The sequence below is a fragment of the Paenibacillus sp. XP01 genome, from assembly GCF_057364885.1.
The window spans coordinates 4,796,790-4,810,671 of record NZ_CP139481.1; the positions used below are offsets into that span (position 1 = coordinate 4,796,790).

The 13,882-nt window shown below is 47.1% G+C and carries 20 protein-coding genes and 1 tRNA gene; 6 read left to right on the forward strand and 15 right to left on the reverse strand.

Annotation, left to right across the window (positions count from 1 at the left end; translation table 11 throughout):
• Positions 1-506 precede the first annotated feature (506 nt).
• A complete protein-coding gene (locus SNR34_RS21565; protein ID WP_486180147.1) occupies positions 507-917 on the reverse strand; it encodes a DUF2000 family protein in 411 nt (136 codons plus the stop codon).
• Positions 914-1,477: a type 2 periplasmic-binding domain-containing protein gene (locus tag SNR34_RS21570; protein WP_339273512.1), complete on the reverse strand. Its 564-nt coding sequence runs from the start codon at positions 1,475-1,477 to the stop codon at positions 914-916. The genes SNR34_RS21565 and SNR34_RS21570 overlap by 4 nt, the downstream gene beginning before the upstream one ends.
• A 205-nt stretch (positions 1,478-1,682) precedes the next feature.
• Between SNR34_RS21570 and SNR34_RS21575 the strand changes: the two genes are divergently transcribed.
• Both SNR34_RS21575 and SNR34_RS21580 read left to right on the forward strand, forming a co-directional pair.
• Positions 1,683-2,924 carry an ATP-grasp domain-containing protein gene (locus SNR34_RS21575; RefSeq protein ID WP_236416519.1) on the forward strand — a complete coding sequence of 414 codons (1,242 nt, stop codon included), beginning with the start codon at positions 1,683-1,685 and terminating at the stop codon, positions 2,922-2,924.
• 125 nt (positions 2,925-3,049) lie between these two features.
• Positions 3,050-4,309 (forward strand): MFS transporter, encoded by a 1,260-nt coding sequence (locus SNR34_RS21580; protein WP_486180148.1) that lies wholly within the window; start codon positions 3,050-3,052, stop codon positions 4,307-4,309.
• A 702-nt stretch (positions 4,310-5,011) separates the two neighbouring features.
• Here the strand turns inward: SNR34_RS21580 and SNR34_RS21585 are convergent.
• The 9 genes from SNR34_RS21585 to SNR34_RS21625 form a co-directional block, all read right to left on the reverse strand.
• A complete protein-coding gene (locus SNR34_RS21585) occupies positions 5,012-5,296 on the reverse strand; it encodes a hypothetical protein (RefSeq protein WP_486180149.1) in 285 nt (94 codons plus the stop codon).
• Positions 5,297-5,355: 59 nt separating this feature from the next.
• Positions 5,356-5,673, reverse strand: coding sequence for a DUF1292 domain-containing protein (locus SNR34_RS21590; protein WP_236416523.1), 318 nt, complete (start codon positions 5,671-5,673; stop codon positions 5,356-5,358).
• 97 nt (positions 5,674-5,770) lie between these two features.
• Entirely contained in the window at positions 5,771-6,325 is a 555-nt protein-coding gene (locus tag SNR34_RS21595; protein ID WP_236416524.1) for a copper amine oxidase N-terminal domain-containing protein, read from the reverse strand.
• 212 nt (positions 6,326-6,537) lie between these two features.
• Entirely contained in the window at positions 6,538-7,278 is a 741-nt protein-coding gene (locus SNR34_RS21600; protein WP_339273516.1) for an SDR family oxidoreductase, read from the reverse strand.
• 4 nt (positions 7,279-7,282) lie between these two features.
• Complete coding sequence (locus SNR34_RS21605; RefSeq protein WP_339273518.1) at positions 7,283-7,897, reverse strand: TetR/AcrR family transcriptional regulator; 615 nt, start codon at positions 7,895-7,897, stop codon at positions 7,283-7,285.
• A 336-nt stretch (positions 7,898-8,233) separates the two neighbouring features.
• Positions 8,234-8,434, reverse strand: a complete 201-nt coding sequence (locus tag SNR34_RS21610; RefSeq protein ID WP_236416527.1) for a hypothetical protein — start codon at positions 8,432-8,434, stop codon at positions 8,234-8,236.
• A 218-nt stretch (positions 8,435-8,652) separates the two neighbouring features.
• A complete protein-coding gene (locus tag SNR34_RS21615) occupies positions 8,653-8,832 on the reverse strand; it encodes a hypothetical protein (RefSeq protein WP_236416528.1) in 180 nt (59 codons plus the stop codon).
• Positions 8,833-8,914: 82 nt separating this feature from the next.
• Positions 8,915-9,472, reverse strand: a complete 558-nt coding sequence (locus tag SNR34_RS21620) for a YdhK family protein (protein ID WP_486180150.1) — start codon at positions 9,470-9,472, stop codon at positions 8,915-8,917.
• Positions 9,473-9,707: 235 nt separating this feature from the next.
• A tRNA-Val gene (locus tag SNR34_RS21625) sits at positions 9,708-9,780 on the reverse strand.
• Positions 9,781-9,928: 148 nt separating this feature from the next.
• Between SNR34_RS21625 and SNR34_RS21630 the strand changes: the two genes are divergently transcribed.
• The 3 genes from SNR34_RS21630 to SNR34_RS21640 all read left to right on the forward strand — a co-directional run bounded on the left by SNR34_RS21630 (position 9,929) and on the right by SNR34_RS21640 (position 11,258).
• Entirely contained in the window at positions 9,929-10,180 is a 252-nt protein-coding gene (locus SNR34_RS21630; protein WP_236416533.1) for a hypothetical protein, read from the forward strand.
• Between the two features lie 252 nt (positions 10,181-10,432).
• Entirely contained in the window at positions 10,433-10,876 is a 444-nt protein-coding gene (locus SNR34_RS21635; protein WP_339273666.1) for a GNAT family N-acetyltransferase, read from the forward strand.
• 145 nt (positions 10,877-11,021) lie between these two features.
• Positions 11,022-11,258 (forward strand): DUF3892 domain-containing protein, encoded by a 237-nt coding sequence (locus tag SNR34_RS21640; protein ID WP_339273668.1) that lies wholly within the window; start codon positions 11,022-11,024, stop codon positions 11,256-11,258.
• Positions 11,259-11,348: 90 nt separating this feature from the next.
• Here the strand turns inward: SNR34_RS21640 and SNR34_RS21645 are convergent, their stop codons facing one another.
• The 4 genes from SNR34_RS21645 to SNR34_RS21660 form a co-directional block, all read right to left on the reverse strand.
• The gene (locus SNR34_RS21645) at positions 11,349-11,633 is read right to left on the reverse strand and encodes a LexA family transcriptional regulator (protein WP_236416543.1); all 285 of its coding nucleotides are present in this window, start codon (positions 11,631-11,633) and stop codon (positions 11,349-11,351) included.
• Positions 11,627-11,839, reverse strand: coding sequence for a hypothetical protein (locus SNR34_RS21650; RefSeq protein WP_236416545.1), 213 nt, complete (start codon positions 11,837-11,839; stop codon positions 11,627-11,629). Before SNR34_RS21650 ends, SNR34_RS21645 begins: the two co-directional genes overlap by 7 nt.
• 150 nt (positions 11,840-11,989) lie before the next feature.
• A complete protein-coding gene (locus SNR34_RS21655) occupies positions 11,990-12,307 on the reverse strand; it encodes a DUF3889 domain-containing protein (RefSeq protein WP_236416547.1) in 318 nt (105 codons plus the stop codon).
• A gap of 45 nt (positions 12,308-12,352) precedes the next feature.
• Positions 12,353-12,646: a hypothetical protein gene (locus SNR34_RS21660; protein ID WP_486180151.1), complete on the reverse strand. Its 294-nt coding sequence runs from the start codon at positions 12,644-12,646 to the stop codon at positions 12,353-12,355.
• 229 nt (positions 12,647-12,875) lie between these two features.
• On the opposite strand from SNR34_RS21660, the gene SNR34_RS21665 reads away from it, so the two are divergent.
• Positions 12,876-13,778, forward strand: coding sequence for a manganese catalase family protein (locus tag SNR34_RS21665; protein WP_339273674.1), 903 nt, complete (start codon positions 12,876-12,878; stop codon positions 13,776-13,778).
• Positions 13,779-13,882: the final 104 nt, after the last annotated feature.

The window sequence follows — 13,882 nt, forward strand, 5'->3', positions numbered from 1 at the left end:
TGCGCAGGATCGATCTTTCGGGCAGCACAAAAGCCCCCTTGCAAAAGGCGAAAACCACAAGGAGGACGTCCACAGTGGTCAATCGAATCGAGTGATACGAATGCCATTCGGAGCTTTTGAAGGAACAACTGGCCGTAGCGTTGATTCCCCGAAAGAGAAATCACCGAGTGATCCCAACATATGATCGATATGTCTACAAAGAGCGCCATTGGGTGGAATGCTTCTTTAATAAAATAGAAGAAATATCGCCGTTTGACAACTCGTTATGATAAATTAGCGTGTACGTTCAAGGCTTTTTTGACGCTGGCATTCATCATGGTGTGGCTTGCTTGAGTTTGAAGACACACCCTAGATTGTATCAGGTAATGCAAGTTAAGGGCAGATGTCTATCCAAGGATAGATTCTGCCCTTTGTCATGTCCGCACCACGCACAGACAAGATATTCAATTCTATCTCATCATCAATAAAACTGCACCGCCGCTGAAGCGCCTACGTCATGCCTTCCCTTATCTCATGACACTGAACTTCTTAGTCATGGCCCGAACGGCTTCATCTTCTCCCCATATAATAACTCCCACCACTTTGGTGGCTTCCAAAGCCATATTCGCAATTTCACTCGCATATTGTTCAAATGCGTTATTGAGTGACCGCCCAGTCTGAGAAAAAACAAGAAAATTCAATCCGCCATCGTGTTCTGAGCAGGATTTGACCAGGTTAATGAGTTGATTCTCCCCGGCCTTTAGAATGACCGTGCTGTATTGAATACCCGCATGCTGAACACCGCTCTGATCCAGTACAGGTTGACTCGAATATAACTCAGGCTCGTTCAGGGAGGATTGTCCCATCAGAAGGGCTGCCACATTCGCTGCGGCTCCAGGCTCCAGATTTTTATCCAGTATAATAGCGATTCTTTTCATATGAGTGCATTCACCCTCTGTGTATTTTTCGTAAAACATACCCAAGGCATCTGGATTCCCTCGCGCAGCACCTTGTAAGTCACCAGTCCGTAATGATCCGCACAGAGCTGGTTCGTGAGCGCAAGCGATCTCTCCGTATTTAGCATAACTTTCCTGCAAGCCTCAGGGTTCGATGATACCGTGCAGTTCTCTCTATAGATGATATCAAGTTCGGTCAACAAGTATGTAGTCGCCGGATGATGATAGATAATATCGATCTGTTCTGGGCATACCACCTGAAAACCAGACAGCACCAGTGCAGGAATCTTCTCTACAAAGCTTTCAGATACCACGAGATCTGAATCCATAATGAAGCTGTTAAGCTTGGGATACGCTCCAGGAACCAGGAGACAGGAAATCTCACCTGATTTCAGGTCATCTGCTGCCGCTTCGAATTCGGGGTATGGCTTAATCAAATCAGAATTATCCATTTTTTTTGCAATATGCATACTGCAAGTCAGGAAGCCTTCATCGTCACCCAATGTGCCCAGTATAGCGTATTTCCCTTTAGTTATCTCCATTTATTTCTATATCCTCCTTTTTATTTCTATTTCCGGTATGATAGTATACCATATAATCCCTATTGTCAATTAACACTTTAACGCAACAAAAATATGTATAATCGTTCATAATATTTTACAAAAAATGTATTGAATATGGAAAATAATGAGTTATAATGTTGAGAAAACCATTTTTCCTATTTTTAACTTTGTTCAAGGAGGTCCCATGAAAACGATCGTCTACATATCTGATTTCAGACTGCCTTTCGGCCTAAACTTCGTGAAACCACTTACCAAATTCACAGATCACAAAAGAATTCTGATTATTGAACAGCATCAATTACATCACCCCGAGCGGCTTCAGGATTATTTTGATGAAATTCGCTACGTCGATCACCTCGAATCCTACGATGCCATTCGGGAGCATGTTCTACAGATCAGGCAAACCCATTCGATTATCGCTTTGTTAACTCCAGGGGAGAATGCCATTGAGATCGGCGGGCAGCTCCGCTCCGAATTTGGCATCCCCGGTATGCAGCGCAATCAGGCCGAGGCGGTCCGTAATAAATGGATTATGAAACAAATGCTTCATCAACGCGGAATTCGTACGTCCAAAATAGCAATCGCTCTGCAAGAGCAGGACTATTTTCATTTCTCTGCTGCCCATGGATTCCCGATCATTGTAAAGCCACTTAGCGGTTACGGAAGTATCAATACCTTCAAGTTGTCCAGTATGGATGAGCTCTCACATTATCTGCAGCACACTAGACATGAGCTGCAGAGGGACCTGCTGGAAGAATTCATTCACGGTACAGAGTTTCACTGTGACTCCATCGTGTCCAAGGGAATCGTTGTATTTTCCTCTGTCTCTCAATACCTTTACAACTGTCTGGACATTGCAACCAAGCAGAAACCTCCGGCTAGCATTACGTTCCCCAAAGGCGCTAACGCGAACGTTATCAGGCGTATCCAAGAGATCAATTCACAAGCCATTGCTGCCCTTGGGATTAATCAATCTGTAACCCATGCCGAGCTGTTTCTCACGCCGGATGGAGAAGTGGTATTTGGAGAGATCGGGGCAAGAATCGGGGGCTCACAAGTTATGCCGCCTTGTATCAAAAACACCCATGGCGTAGATCTTTTTGAAGCCGTAACTGATCTGGAGGTTGGCATATATACTTTTACACAGCAGCAAACGAACAACAAATTCACGGGCATGATCTGTTTTCCTTCACGCGCGGGTGTCATTCAACGAATATCAGGAATCGACGATTATAAGGATGTTTCTGGCATTATTGAGTTCAAGGTTTCTTATGAAATAGGGCAGCGTGTAGGAGATGTGAACGATACGATGACACGATCAGGATTTGCCATTGTTGAAGGGGAGTCGTTTGAGGAATTGCGTCAGACTTTGCTGGACTTGTATGATCGATTCGTCATTGAGGTTGAGGTTGCCGAAACTGTATAGATTCGGACATACACCTTACGATTTATTTTATGGAATTGGGGTTTTCTTGGGGAGGATTGGAACGATTGTCTTTATCTCTATCCAAAACATACGCGGGACTAAGCCGCGATGTCTATTATCTCTGTTTGGCCAGAACCATTAACAGCACTGGAGATTTTATATTCTCGTTAATTACCTTGGTCCTTACGCTCCAGCTTGGTATGAATGTGGTCAGTGCAGGCATTTTTGTAGCCATGGCGGCCTTGATTAGCGGTCCCGGCGTATTGCTTGGAGGCTATTTAAGTGATCTGATGGGCAAAAAAACGATTATTGTCATCGGGCAGCTGTTGTCTACATTGATGATTATCAGCTGCTCCTTCTGGTCGGGTACGATAACCATTGGTTATCTTCTGATTGCAGTCATGTTTTTCATCAGTATTACCCGGCCTGCCTATAACGCCTTAATTATTCAACTGTGCACAGAGGAGAAGGAGCGCAAATCTGCCTTTTCTCTCATGTATCTTGGAGCCAATCTAGGCATAGCGCTTGGACCACTCATTGCCGGTTTTTTTATCAAGGATCACGTGCATATCGTCTTTATAGGTATCGGCACAGTGTTTCTGATCTCCACCTTGATCATCTTGAAGCGGGTTCATGTCGGTGCGGGCAACAAAGCAATGGAAACCGGAGACCATGCACATCAGATGCAACAATCACAAAAGAAACATCCCAACCATCAACATCAACAAGTATTGAAGCAATCGGCTTCTTCAATATTTAAGTTGCTGTTGAGAAATCCGCTCGTCGCCTTCTTCATCGCAGTGTCATTTCTTAATTATTTTATCTACATGCAATACTCGTTTAGCCTTCCACTTCAGATGAATCATTCGTTTGGAGAGAATGGAGCTGCTTATTATGGGTCTGTCATGACCATTAATGCGATCAGTGTTATTATTCTCACCACGTTGGTCCTGTCTGCTACCCACAGCTTCACAGCTCAGAATTCCATAGCGGCAGGTGCACTCTTTTATGGAATTGGATTTGGCGTTCTCTACCTGCTGAGCGATTTGCCTCATTTCGCTATCGTTGTTTTTTCCACTGTGCTGTGGACCATCGGGGAGATTCTGGTGCAAACCAATATCAACCTGTATATCGCGTCACGTGTACCCGATACCCATCAGGGAAGGTTTAACGGCTTGCTGTTATTCGTAGGTTGTCTCGGTTACACACTTAGTCCATATTTGACCGGCCTTTTCATTCGAAGCGTAGATATGGAGAGTGTATGGATTGTTATTCTGGGTATCAGTCTGTTCTATGCGTTATGCATGTCCCTTCTCTCGTATATTGAAAAAAGCTCCCCTACCAAACGCGAAATGGATTCAACAGATTTATCAAAAAGTATCTAATTCTTTGTGAGTAGAAGCTCTCTACTATAGCTTAAACGAGGAATCAAAAAGTAAAGGGATCACTCTGAAGTGACCATTTTGGGGAAGTACCAGCGAAGCTGACAGCACTCGCAAAGTAGATAGTATTAAATGGGGAATCTATGGCTAACTTCGTTGTATTCCTCCTGTGCATCAGTGATGGCAAGCTTGGAATAGACTTCTACTTCAGGCCTTCATGCCCCGAATACGGTTGGATCAGCATCATCAATGCCTTGTTTTTTAAGCCACGTTAAAAGAAAAATGCCGCATCATGGTCTGTCGTTGATTAAGCTCAGAGCGGTATAGAACAAGAGCGGGTTATCGAAAAGATAGCTTGCTCTTGTTTTGTTCAAAAAGAGTGACGGAATTCAGCAGGCAAATGGAACGGATGGCGAGGCCTCTTAAAAAAGAAGGAGGTTACGTCAGATGGATGAGTATGCGAACTCATTAAAAAGAAGACTGACATCTCTCTATAACCTTCTGCATTTGAACGCAGTTTATGATCTCGCAACAGACGTCTTTCTGGCCTGTATTTGCCCTCGGGTGGAGAGTTTGATTTGATCGGAACGTTCATCTGACACTCACCAAAAAACAATCCAAAGAAATCAAGGCTCAGCCTGAGATGTATAAGTTCGTTCCTTCCACGTCAAACTTTGATTTTTTGGATTTGCATGAAAATTTGTTTTATCCGATTTCATTTTGAGTGGTTCGTTTCATCCTGCCAAGTGGAGCCAATGAAATGATTCTGACCAATCTTTCAGGTCTGACGTTTGTCCTGCAAAGAGACGAGAGTCCATCACCCAAGAGATTTTCGCCAGAATGAACAGATACAATTTCGCTGAGATGATGACCTCGCACGTCATCATTTCGGGAATGGATATTTTTCAAGCGGATTTTTTCTCCGTTTTGTTTGCTATACGCTTTTTCCTTGCTTGCACTAAAAAAAAACGGCACAGATTGTTCTCCCATGCCGTTTCGAGTCCATAAATTCACTTTGTTTTGTCTATTGAACTTATTTGGAGCCTGACTTATTCCTGTCCTGCAACGAGTTCGTTATAAGCCGCTTCAACACGGCTCCACTCTGCTTCGTCTTCGATATTGTAGAGTACCATTTCCTCGTTTTCTTCTTCCATGCGGAAAATGATACCGTCAGCTTCAGGATTGTTACGTTCCAGCAGGAGCGCATAAACATGGTCTTCCACGTCAAACGTCTCCACCAAAACCATCTCCACGTCGTTTCCGTTCTCGTCTGTCAGCGTCAGAAGAACTTCTTCATGCTCGTGGTCGTGGTCATGATCGTGACCGCAGCCGCAGGCATCGCCGTGTTCATGTGTGTGATCGCTCATTGATATACCTCGCTTCATCGATTGAAATTGTGTAACCTTGCATATCGTAACATGTTCATAGTGCCAGGTCAATTTCGACCGCGGGCGTGATTCGGGTTTATTCGTTTAGTGCGGTAATGACTTTCTCGGCGACCTGCACGTAATTGCTGTTTGCATTTTCCTTAATATGAAAACCGATTGAATATTTGCCTGCGCGGCTGAAATCATACGTGAAATCATACGTGCGGAACCAGAAGTTATCTTTCTGGGTTGTCAGCTCCTGGGACTGAATATCCTTCACCTGCCCGCTCGGGTTCGTAATCGTCAACTTCACGGCAGCCACGTCGGTCGTCAGACTGTCGACTTGTGAGAACACGTTGAACTTCAGCTTGCCCACGTTCACGTTGCCAAATACAGTGTCTCCTTTGAACAGAAAAATATGTACATTGGGCTTAATCACCGTCACCCGCTTGCTACTGTTGTCCCATTTGGCGATGCCGCCCGCTTCCCTCACAGGAACATAGGTGGTTCCATCAATCAAATAACCGCCGTCAGCCGCTTCCTTGCCATTGATGAGTACCCGAATCTTCTCGTTCACGGAATCTGCAAACAGTAGAGATCCGCCAAGCAAGGAAAATATGCTGACACAGAGCAAGACCCTCTTCCACTTCATGCGCCAATTTCCCTCCCCTGCTGCTGCTGTTGTACATTTATACTGCAGATTCGCTCACAAAGTTGCGCCGTTTTTCATTATTTTTCATTTTTTATCCAACATTTTTTCCACTCCATGGATTGAAAAAAAGAGATTTCCTGTGTGTCAGGAAACCTCCATGATCTCGTTGTTGCCAACCCCTTCTCAGCCGAAGCAAATTCACATGCCCATGCTCAAATGAAGCCGCCATTGGCACGGAGCGTTTGCCCGGTAACCCACCGGGATTCAGGCCCGACTAGGAAAGAAACGACGTCGGCAATGTCTTCCGGTTCCCCCAGCCGCCCAAACGCATTCAATTTGCGCATGCCTTCTATCTGCTGCTCCGTTTTTCCCTCAGTAAACAATTCAGTAAGGACCGGACCCGGCGCCACCGCGTTAATCGTGATTTGCCTGGACCCGAATTCCTTCGCCAATTGGCGCGTGAATTGCTCCACGGCTCCTTTCGTGCCAGCATACACGCTGTAAGCCGGAAACATTTGCCCCACTACCGAGGTGGAGAAATTGACGATGCTTCCGCCTTCGGTCATATGTTTCATCGCCTGCTGGCATGCAAAAAACGTCCCCTTCACATTGATCGCAAACTGTTGGTCAAACTCCTGCTCCGTGACATCGGCAAGCGGCGTTGTTTTCATGATGCCTGCATTGTTAACCAAAATGTCCACTTTGCCTAACTGGGCAATCGCCTCTTCAAACAGCCGTTCAACCTCCTCCTTGCGTGCAAGGTTAGCTTGGACAACGGCTGCGCGTACGCCTTTTTGCCGAATGGCCTGTGCCGCCGCCTCAGCATGGACAACATTGCTTGTATAGTTGATTACGATGTCCGCGCCCTGGTCTGCCAGTTTCTCCGCAATGGCACGTCCGATGCCGCGTGATGAGCCTGTTACGATCGCTACTTTGCCGCTTAAATGGTTCATAAGTCTACTTCCTCTCCGCTTGTAATTGGATAAGCCCTTTCTCTACCAAGTTCCATACCTGGCCGAATTCCGCTTCAATGGCACCCTGTTTCCATTCGTAGGCATGTGCCGGGTGATGAAAACGGGCAGTGGATTGCAACACGGCGGCCGCGATATTCCCCGAATCGGCAGCGTCAAAAAGGTAGTTCTTTTCAAGAATTTCCCGGATCTGCGCGATCATGTTCCGCACATGGGCTTGGATAATGTCAGCCGATTGCTCCGTAACTTTGGCGTACAAATCAAACAACTCGGCATCCGTCTCGGCATAATGACGCTTCCGCTGCACCAAGGTTTGAATATAGGCATGAACGTGACGGATACCTTGGCCCGAAAGCTCCCGGTCTTTAACGATTTCATCCAACCGGGCAATGATCTCCTCTTCAAGCCATTTCTCGGTGACGGCCTCAAACAGTTCTTGTTTGCTCGCGTAATGCCTGTATATGGTACCGTGGCTTACGCCAAGACGTTTGGCGACATCCGTCACTGAGGATTTGGCCGCTCCGTAGCGCCTTACCGTATCCTGCGTAGCTTCCATAATCTGCTCTTTGGTCAAAAATTCAGTTGCTTTCTGTTTGGTCATTTGTTTGCAAGATGGCCCCAGCCTTCTTCGCTCACCTCCGTTGCAGATAGAATACCACAGCGAATGACGAATGACAAATTTTATTTTTTGTCACCGTTAATCATCAATGATCTCGAAGTTGCACGAAAATGGCAAAGACAGCGCTCTAATCCAAGCATAGGACACAATTTCGATTCAGTTGGAACGGGAATATCCATGCTGAACCCGAGCTGATGCGAGCCCATAGGCTAAAACGCATACAAAAAGGATCAACCGGAAATTTCCGACTGATCCATATCATCGTTTCACATCCATTCGGCGCATATTGAACGTATGCTGCGCGTAGATAAATAAGCGTTATGAGGAGATATGACGAGTCAGGATGCAGGGCACGCCTTTGCCAACCGCTCCATCCAGTCTCATTCTGGCAGCATACTCCGTCCCTCGGGCACAAGGGGTTTTACATCGTTCGCATACATCCGAAGTGACCAACTTCATCGATACGCGAACCTTGTCACTCTTTGCTGCCGAAGCCTTTTTGCCTTTTGCTTTTGCCATTCCGATTCCCCCGCTTCCCATATTGCTTGTTGAAGTACAGCATTATATGGAAGTTCGCCTAGAGGTGTGCATGCATCAAATGTAATGGCGAGCAGGGCGTCGGTATACGAGTCGATCACAACGCTTAGTATGAGGATTGAACCATGGTTCGACGTTCAGGCGCAAAAAAAGCCTCTGTTCAGAGGCTTCGCAGCAAATGCAGTTTAGTTGTTTAGTGCCTAGAACACATATATAAACAACAGGAAAATGCCCACAAAAATCCCGGCAACAATCAGCCAGTTACTGATTTCTGTCCAAATGCTGGTGCCTCCGGCTAGCAACTTTTGCTCATTCTCCTCGTGACGCTGCTGGTGCGTGTAACTTTCGGAGCCATGGGGTGGCTTACTGAAGTCCATCATATCCATTCTCCTCCTGTTTACTAAGTTGTTTTTGAATCTCTACTAAACACCAGATCACTTCAAATTTGGAATAATTCGAAACTCAATCAACAGCCAGCTCTTGTTCGGTCACCCATTTATGGTTGCGAACCATCTCTCCATCTGTTGTCGACTTGTAATCAACCATATAAACGGTCGTTGGTTCGGCGTTCTCGACCGTCGCTGCGGCCCCCTTCATTCCTGGCATATGGTCGGCTTGGAGAATGACCTCGTCGCCAGGCTTATACGGCTGATCGGCAGAGTCCTTTATTTCTTCGTGTATAACCCATTTATGGTTTTCTACGAGATGGCCACCCGTTGTCGGTTTATACGTAACAGCGTAAGCAGTGGTTTCATATGCACCGACAATCGTAGCTTCAGCCCCCTTCATACCGGGCATGTGATCTGCATTCATCGTTGCCTTGCTCCCGATCGGAAAGGTCGGATGGCTTTTCTCCTTCAGATTAGCGGGCAGCTCGCCCGAGCCGGAATGATGCATCTCCTCCATGTTTCCTTCATGGTTCGAACTGCTAACTGGCTGCGGTTCGTTTTTTCCGCATCCGCTGAACACAATCGTGCTGAGAAGCAATATAGCAAGTCCGATGCTGGCCGTCTTTTTCATGAGTATTCTCCTTTAATCCATAGAGTTGGAATCACTTTCATAATATACCCATATAGGGTATATTTCAATCATCAAAAAGTCAGCCAAGCGGAGAAAAACGTCGGCATGGGGTTTCGGAGCTTTCGTTCGAACTTGTTGATTCGTCCCCCATTCGTCCCCCAACTTCATTTATTCATAGCTTATTATCTGGATCGGCAAAAGAAAAGAAGCCTTGCTGCGCAAGGCTTCTTGTGTATGATCTGTAGTGGGCTCGAACCACTGACCCCTACCCTGTCAAGATAGTGCTCTCCCAGCTGAGCTAACAGATCAGATCAAATATTAAATGTTGTATCGATCAAGTAACAGTATCATACCAAGTAAACGCGTACACTGTCAATCCTTTTTTTAACGTTATATTTTCGCTGATTTTGAGCACACTATGGTAAGATTACCAATTAAGTAATGGAGGTCCAACCTTTGAATAATATGCCGGAATCCAAAACCACTTCCCATCCGATCATTGCCCGTTTGTGCTTCGGTTCAATCTCCCTGCTGATGTGCATTGTTATTACGGGCTGCAGTCTGGAGAAGGATGAACGCACGGTGCAAATCCAGCAGCTGATGCAGCCCAACGAAACGAACGATCTACCTGTGTGGCGGGACGTTTATTCCAACTCCGTTCAGCATGACGTTTACTCCCCGCGAGGACATGTCGAATCTCTGCCTTGAAACAGGCCTATTCATGACCGATTCGGAAGGCTTCACTCCTCCTCATCCCATTTTCGAGAATAGGCCTTCTTGGTAACAAAGTACATAAGAACCATCATTCCAAGCGACATCAAAATGGCAATGACCACAACTCCCGCCATACCCCGCCCTCCCACTTTCCCATATATTCCCTCAACTATACAGCATCCGCCGTTTTTTGTATAATTTCAGACGGATATGTTATGCCAGAATTGAAAGAAAGAAGGAATGGAATTGGCAGCGGAGATTAGCTATGCACAGACAGAGGAACAACTTCAACAAGCGTTGGACATTCGCCATGATGTATTTGTGGTAGAACAACAGGTCCCGGCTGAAATCGAGATCGACGATTATGATGTCATTAGCGCGGACGTGCATCACGCATTGCTTCATGTGGACGGACAAGCCGTTGCGACGGGCCGTTTGGTCTATTATGCTGACGATACGGCCAAAATGCAGCGCATCGCCGTGCTTAAATCCCATCGCTCGTTCGGCTACGGCCGTGTGCTTCTGTTGGCCATGGAAGAGCGGGCGCGTGAGCTGGGCCTTGCTTATTCCGTGCTGGATGCCCAGTGCCAAGCACAAGCTTTTTACGAAAAACTGGGATATGAAGTAATCTCCGCGGAGCCTTTTTACGATGCAGGCATTCTGCACGTCCGGATGAGAAAAAGCCTGTAACAACTTGCTTGCTCCCGCCAGAGGAGCACCATTGCTCCCCATGCAAGCAGATCGCCAATCGCTCTCTTTACGCATATTATTCATGCAATGGGGCCAACCTACCTAAGGAAGGATTCCATTCGCAGCAGACAAGGAGAGTGTACAGATGGATGCAACGAATCGTGAAACGTTCGTGGCCGTGCAGAAAAACGGCGATGGCGACCTGACCGCTTTCCAGACTTCCACCGGCCGCGTGCTGGATTATCAACAAGCATTGGCTGAGGTGAAGTCCGGTGCCATTGCGGGCGTGAACGTCTTTAAAGGCAGGGATGGAGAAATGTACATCCGCGGCGACGCCGATGGCGATCCAACCAACAACCTGGATCAACTTCCCCCATTCTAAAGCCCGGATGCAGTCATGCATTCCACTGGCAAGCACCCTTCCATCCTCTTGGATATTGGATCGGTGCTTGTTTTCTTATGGATAGGACGTTCAGTATTCCATAAAATACTTGACCGCAAGGTCGCCGGCAGGCTCGCTCTTACGTACAGGCTGCGGCGGCTGCTCCCATGCTTGCAATATGCGAATGCCCTCCAACGAAGATTTATCCTCCCACAAAATATGCTGCCTGCGTTCAAGCTCCAGCAAAGACTCGCGAATCAACGCCTTGCTTCTGCCCGTTTTGTTCTCCAGTTCATCCATCCTTGGCATACGGCGCCGCTGTCCAGCGTAATTCACGATAATACGCAATATTTTTCGTTCAAAATCATTCAGCATACTCCCGCCTCCTTGTCCTTACCGGAAATAGGACGCCATGCCAATATGCCTTGCTCCAGAAACGTCCGCGGCGAACCGTCGGCCCCGGAAGATGCTCGGATTTTCCCGCTCTTGACGCTATTGATCCGGATCTCGCGCTGCGTGATGCGTCCTGCCCGATCCATGTAAACGAGTTCGATCATCTGACCGACATATTTGTCAATCATGCCATTCCCTCCAATAAGAACATTTGTTTGCTTTTATTATATGCGAACATAAGTTCTTTATTCAACCTCCAAAAAAAGGATGCTCACGCCATATAAAAAAGCCGGAACCCCCGTCTTAGGGTAACCGGCTTCCATCCCGCCTGTTTCACACTATTGATTTTCAACCGTGAACTCCACGTTTTTCAACATTTGCGTATCCGGATTGAAATTGACGCGTACATTTACGGCAAATTCCTTTCCGTTTTTGTCTTTCACCCACAGCTTGAACTGTTCCTGGGACAAACCGCCCGCAAGCGGCGAACGGCCGATATGTTTGTAATCCAAAATGTCGACATCATATTTGGCCTGCGTCTCTTTGACTGCAATCAATCCCCATTTCGCATAATCGGGAATCGGAGAAGCCGATCCTGTCCCACCGCCGGTCGCGCCAAGCAATACTGCAATAAGAATAATAAAGAGTGTCCTCATTATTTTCCCTCCATAACCGCATTTCTATTAGCGTGCCCAAGCTATTTAATTCATAGCCACATACGAACCAAGAACACCATCGGATGCGTGAATGCCCGGACCATACTTACTGCTCCACCCAATGAAACAAGCTCGTCCCCAAAACTTATTCCCCAATCCACCGACATGGCGGACGGGGATGTTCCCGTATTTTTCGGCAAGCCGATCTGCCGTCTCCTGGTCAACACCCCCTTGTTCAAACGCAAACGTCACCTCTGTGCTCGAAATCTCAGCCCCCAAAAGGATCACAAGTACCGTCCAAAGGATCATGGCAGCTCGCCATAATTTATGTTTTCTCACTGAAATCCCCCTCATCCCTATCCATTCAATCCTTTAAAGCCAATAAGGCATTTCATCTCATTGTATCGAAAATTCAACCGGCTTGGAAATAACAAACATAGGTTCTTCAGGACTGCGACTCCCGACTCAATCCTCCAATAAATGGTTTATTCCCATCATTTCAAGTGTAATAGCCCTTGTCGGAACGATCCTTCATTTCGCAAAATGATGATGAGGAGGCTATCTCGGTATGTTCAAACGTATGGATGAAATCGCCATTGAAATTCCTGACGTCCACAAGCCCGACCCGAACGCCGCAGCAGCCGTGCAAGAGCTGCTGGGAGGTAAGTTCGGCGAAATGTCCACCTTGAACAATTACCTTTACCAATCTTTTAATTTCCGCGCAAAAGACAAACTCAAACCCTTCTATGATTTGGTGATGAGCATTACGGCCGAGGAGCTTGGCCATGTTGAACTGGTCTCGCATGGCATCAACAAAATCCTGCGCGGCTCCACCGAACACAAAACCCCGGATCAAACGCCGTTGGACCCGGTTAAAGACGCAAGGCTTTCCTATCATTACCTCGCCGGCGCACAAGGAGCCATGCCCGTAGATTCAATGGGCCATCCGTGGACTGGAGCAAACGTATTCAACAGCGGCAATCTGGTGGAAGACCTGCTGCACAACTTTTTTCTCGAATGCGGGGCGCGAACCCACAAAATGAAAGTTTATGAAATGACCGACCATCCCGCGGCACGGGAAGTGGTCGGCTACCTGCTGGTCCGCGGCGGCGTTCATGTCGTGGCATATGCCAAAGCTTTGGAAGTGGCAACAGGAGTCAACGTGACCAAACTGGTGCCGATCCCTTCCTTAAACAACAAAGCTTTCACCGAAGCCCGAAAATTCGAGGACAAAGGCGTCCATCGCAAGCTGTACACATGGAGCGAACAGGATTTCAATACCCTTGGACAGATTTGGAAGGGTACGCATCCCGAGGACGATCAGCCGTTGGAGGTCATTCAAGGCGCACCCGAAGGTGTGCCCATCAAGGAATATCCCGCAGCCGAAGAGGAATTCGCGCCAGGCATCTCCGAGGAAGATTTCAAAGAAATCGCACGCCGGTTGAAAATCGCCGGGAATATCCACGGGTAGATCATGATTTTCCCGAAATCATTCGAAACGGCATGCCTGCAATCCAAAACAAACGGGTGCGGTGAATGGATTTTCGATGATCCAATCACCGGGCAGGGCCTGCC

Bases quoted from the DNA above. Each gene is read 5' to 3' on its own strand.
- SNR34_RS21565 (WP_486180147.1), bottom strand. From the start codon at position 917: ATGAAAAGAATCGCTATTATACTGGATAAAAATCTGGAGCCTGGAGCC.
- SNR34_RS21570 (WP_339273512.1), bottom strand. From the start codon at position 1,477: ATGGAGATAACTAAAGGGAAATACGCTATACTGGGCACATTGGGTGAC.
- SNR34_RS21575 (WP_236416519.1), top strand. From the start codon at position 1,683: ATGAAAACGATCGTCTACATATCTGATTTCAGACTGCCTTTCGGCCTA.
- SNR34_RS21585 (WP_486180149.1), bottom strand. From the start codon at position 5,296: ATGGGAGAACAATCTGTGCCGTTTTTTTTTAGTGCAAGCAAGGAAAAA.
- SNR34_RS21590 (WP_236416523.1), bottom strand. From the start codon at position 5,673: ATGAGCGATCACACACATGAACACGGCGATGCCTGCGGCTGCGGTCAC.
- SNR34_RS21595 (WP_236416524.1), bottom strand. From the start codon at position 6,325: ATGAAGTGGAAGAGGGTCTTGCTCTGTGTCAGCATATTTTCCTTGCTT.
- SNR34_RS21600 (WP_339273516.1), bottom strand. From the start codon at position 7,278: ATGAACCATTTAAGCGGCAAAGTAGCGATCGTAACAGGCTCATCACGC.
- SNR34_RS21605 (WP_339273518.1), bottom strand. From the start codon at position 7,897: ATGACCAAACAGAAAGCAACTGAATTTTTGACCAAAGAGCAGATTATG.
- SNR34_RS21610 (WP_236416527.1), bottom strand. From the start codon at position 8,434: ATGGCAAAAGCAAAAGGCAAAAAGGCTTCGGCAGCAAAGAGTGACAAG.
- SNR34_RS21615 (WP_236416528.1), bottom strand. From the start codon at position 8,832: ATGATGGACTTCAGTAAGCCACCCCATGGCTCCGAAAGTTACACGCAC.
- SNR34_RS21620 (WP_486180150.1), bottom strand. From the start codon at position 9,472: ATGAAAAAGACGGCCAGCATCGGACTTGCTATATTGCTTCTCAGCACG.
- SNR34_RS21640 (WP_339273668.1), top strand. From the start codon at position 11,022: ATGGATGCAACGAATCGTGAAACGTTCGTGGCCGTGCAGAAAAACGGC.
- SNR34_RS21645 (WP_236416543.1), bottom strand. From the start codon at position 11,633: ATGCTGAATGATTTTGAACGAAAAATATTGCGTATTATCGTGAATTAC.
- SNR34_RS21650 (WP_236416545.1), bottom strand. From the start codon at position 11,839: ATGATTGACAAATATGTCGGTCAGATGATCGAACTCGTTTACATGGAT.
- SNR34_RS21655 (WP_236416547.1), bottom strand. From the start codon at position 12,307: ATGAGGACACTCTTTATTATTCTTATTGCAGTATTGCTTGGCGCGACC.
- SNR34_RS21665 (WP_339273674.1), top strand. From the start codon at position 12,876: ATGTTCAAACGTATGGATGAAATCGCCATTGAAATTCCTGACGTCCAC.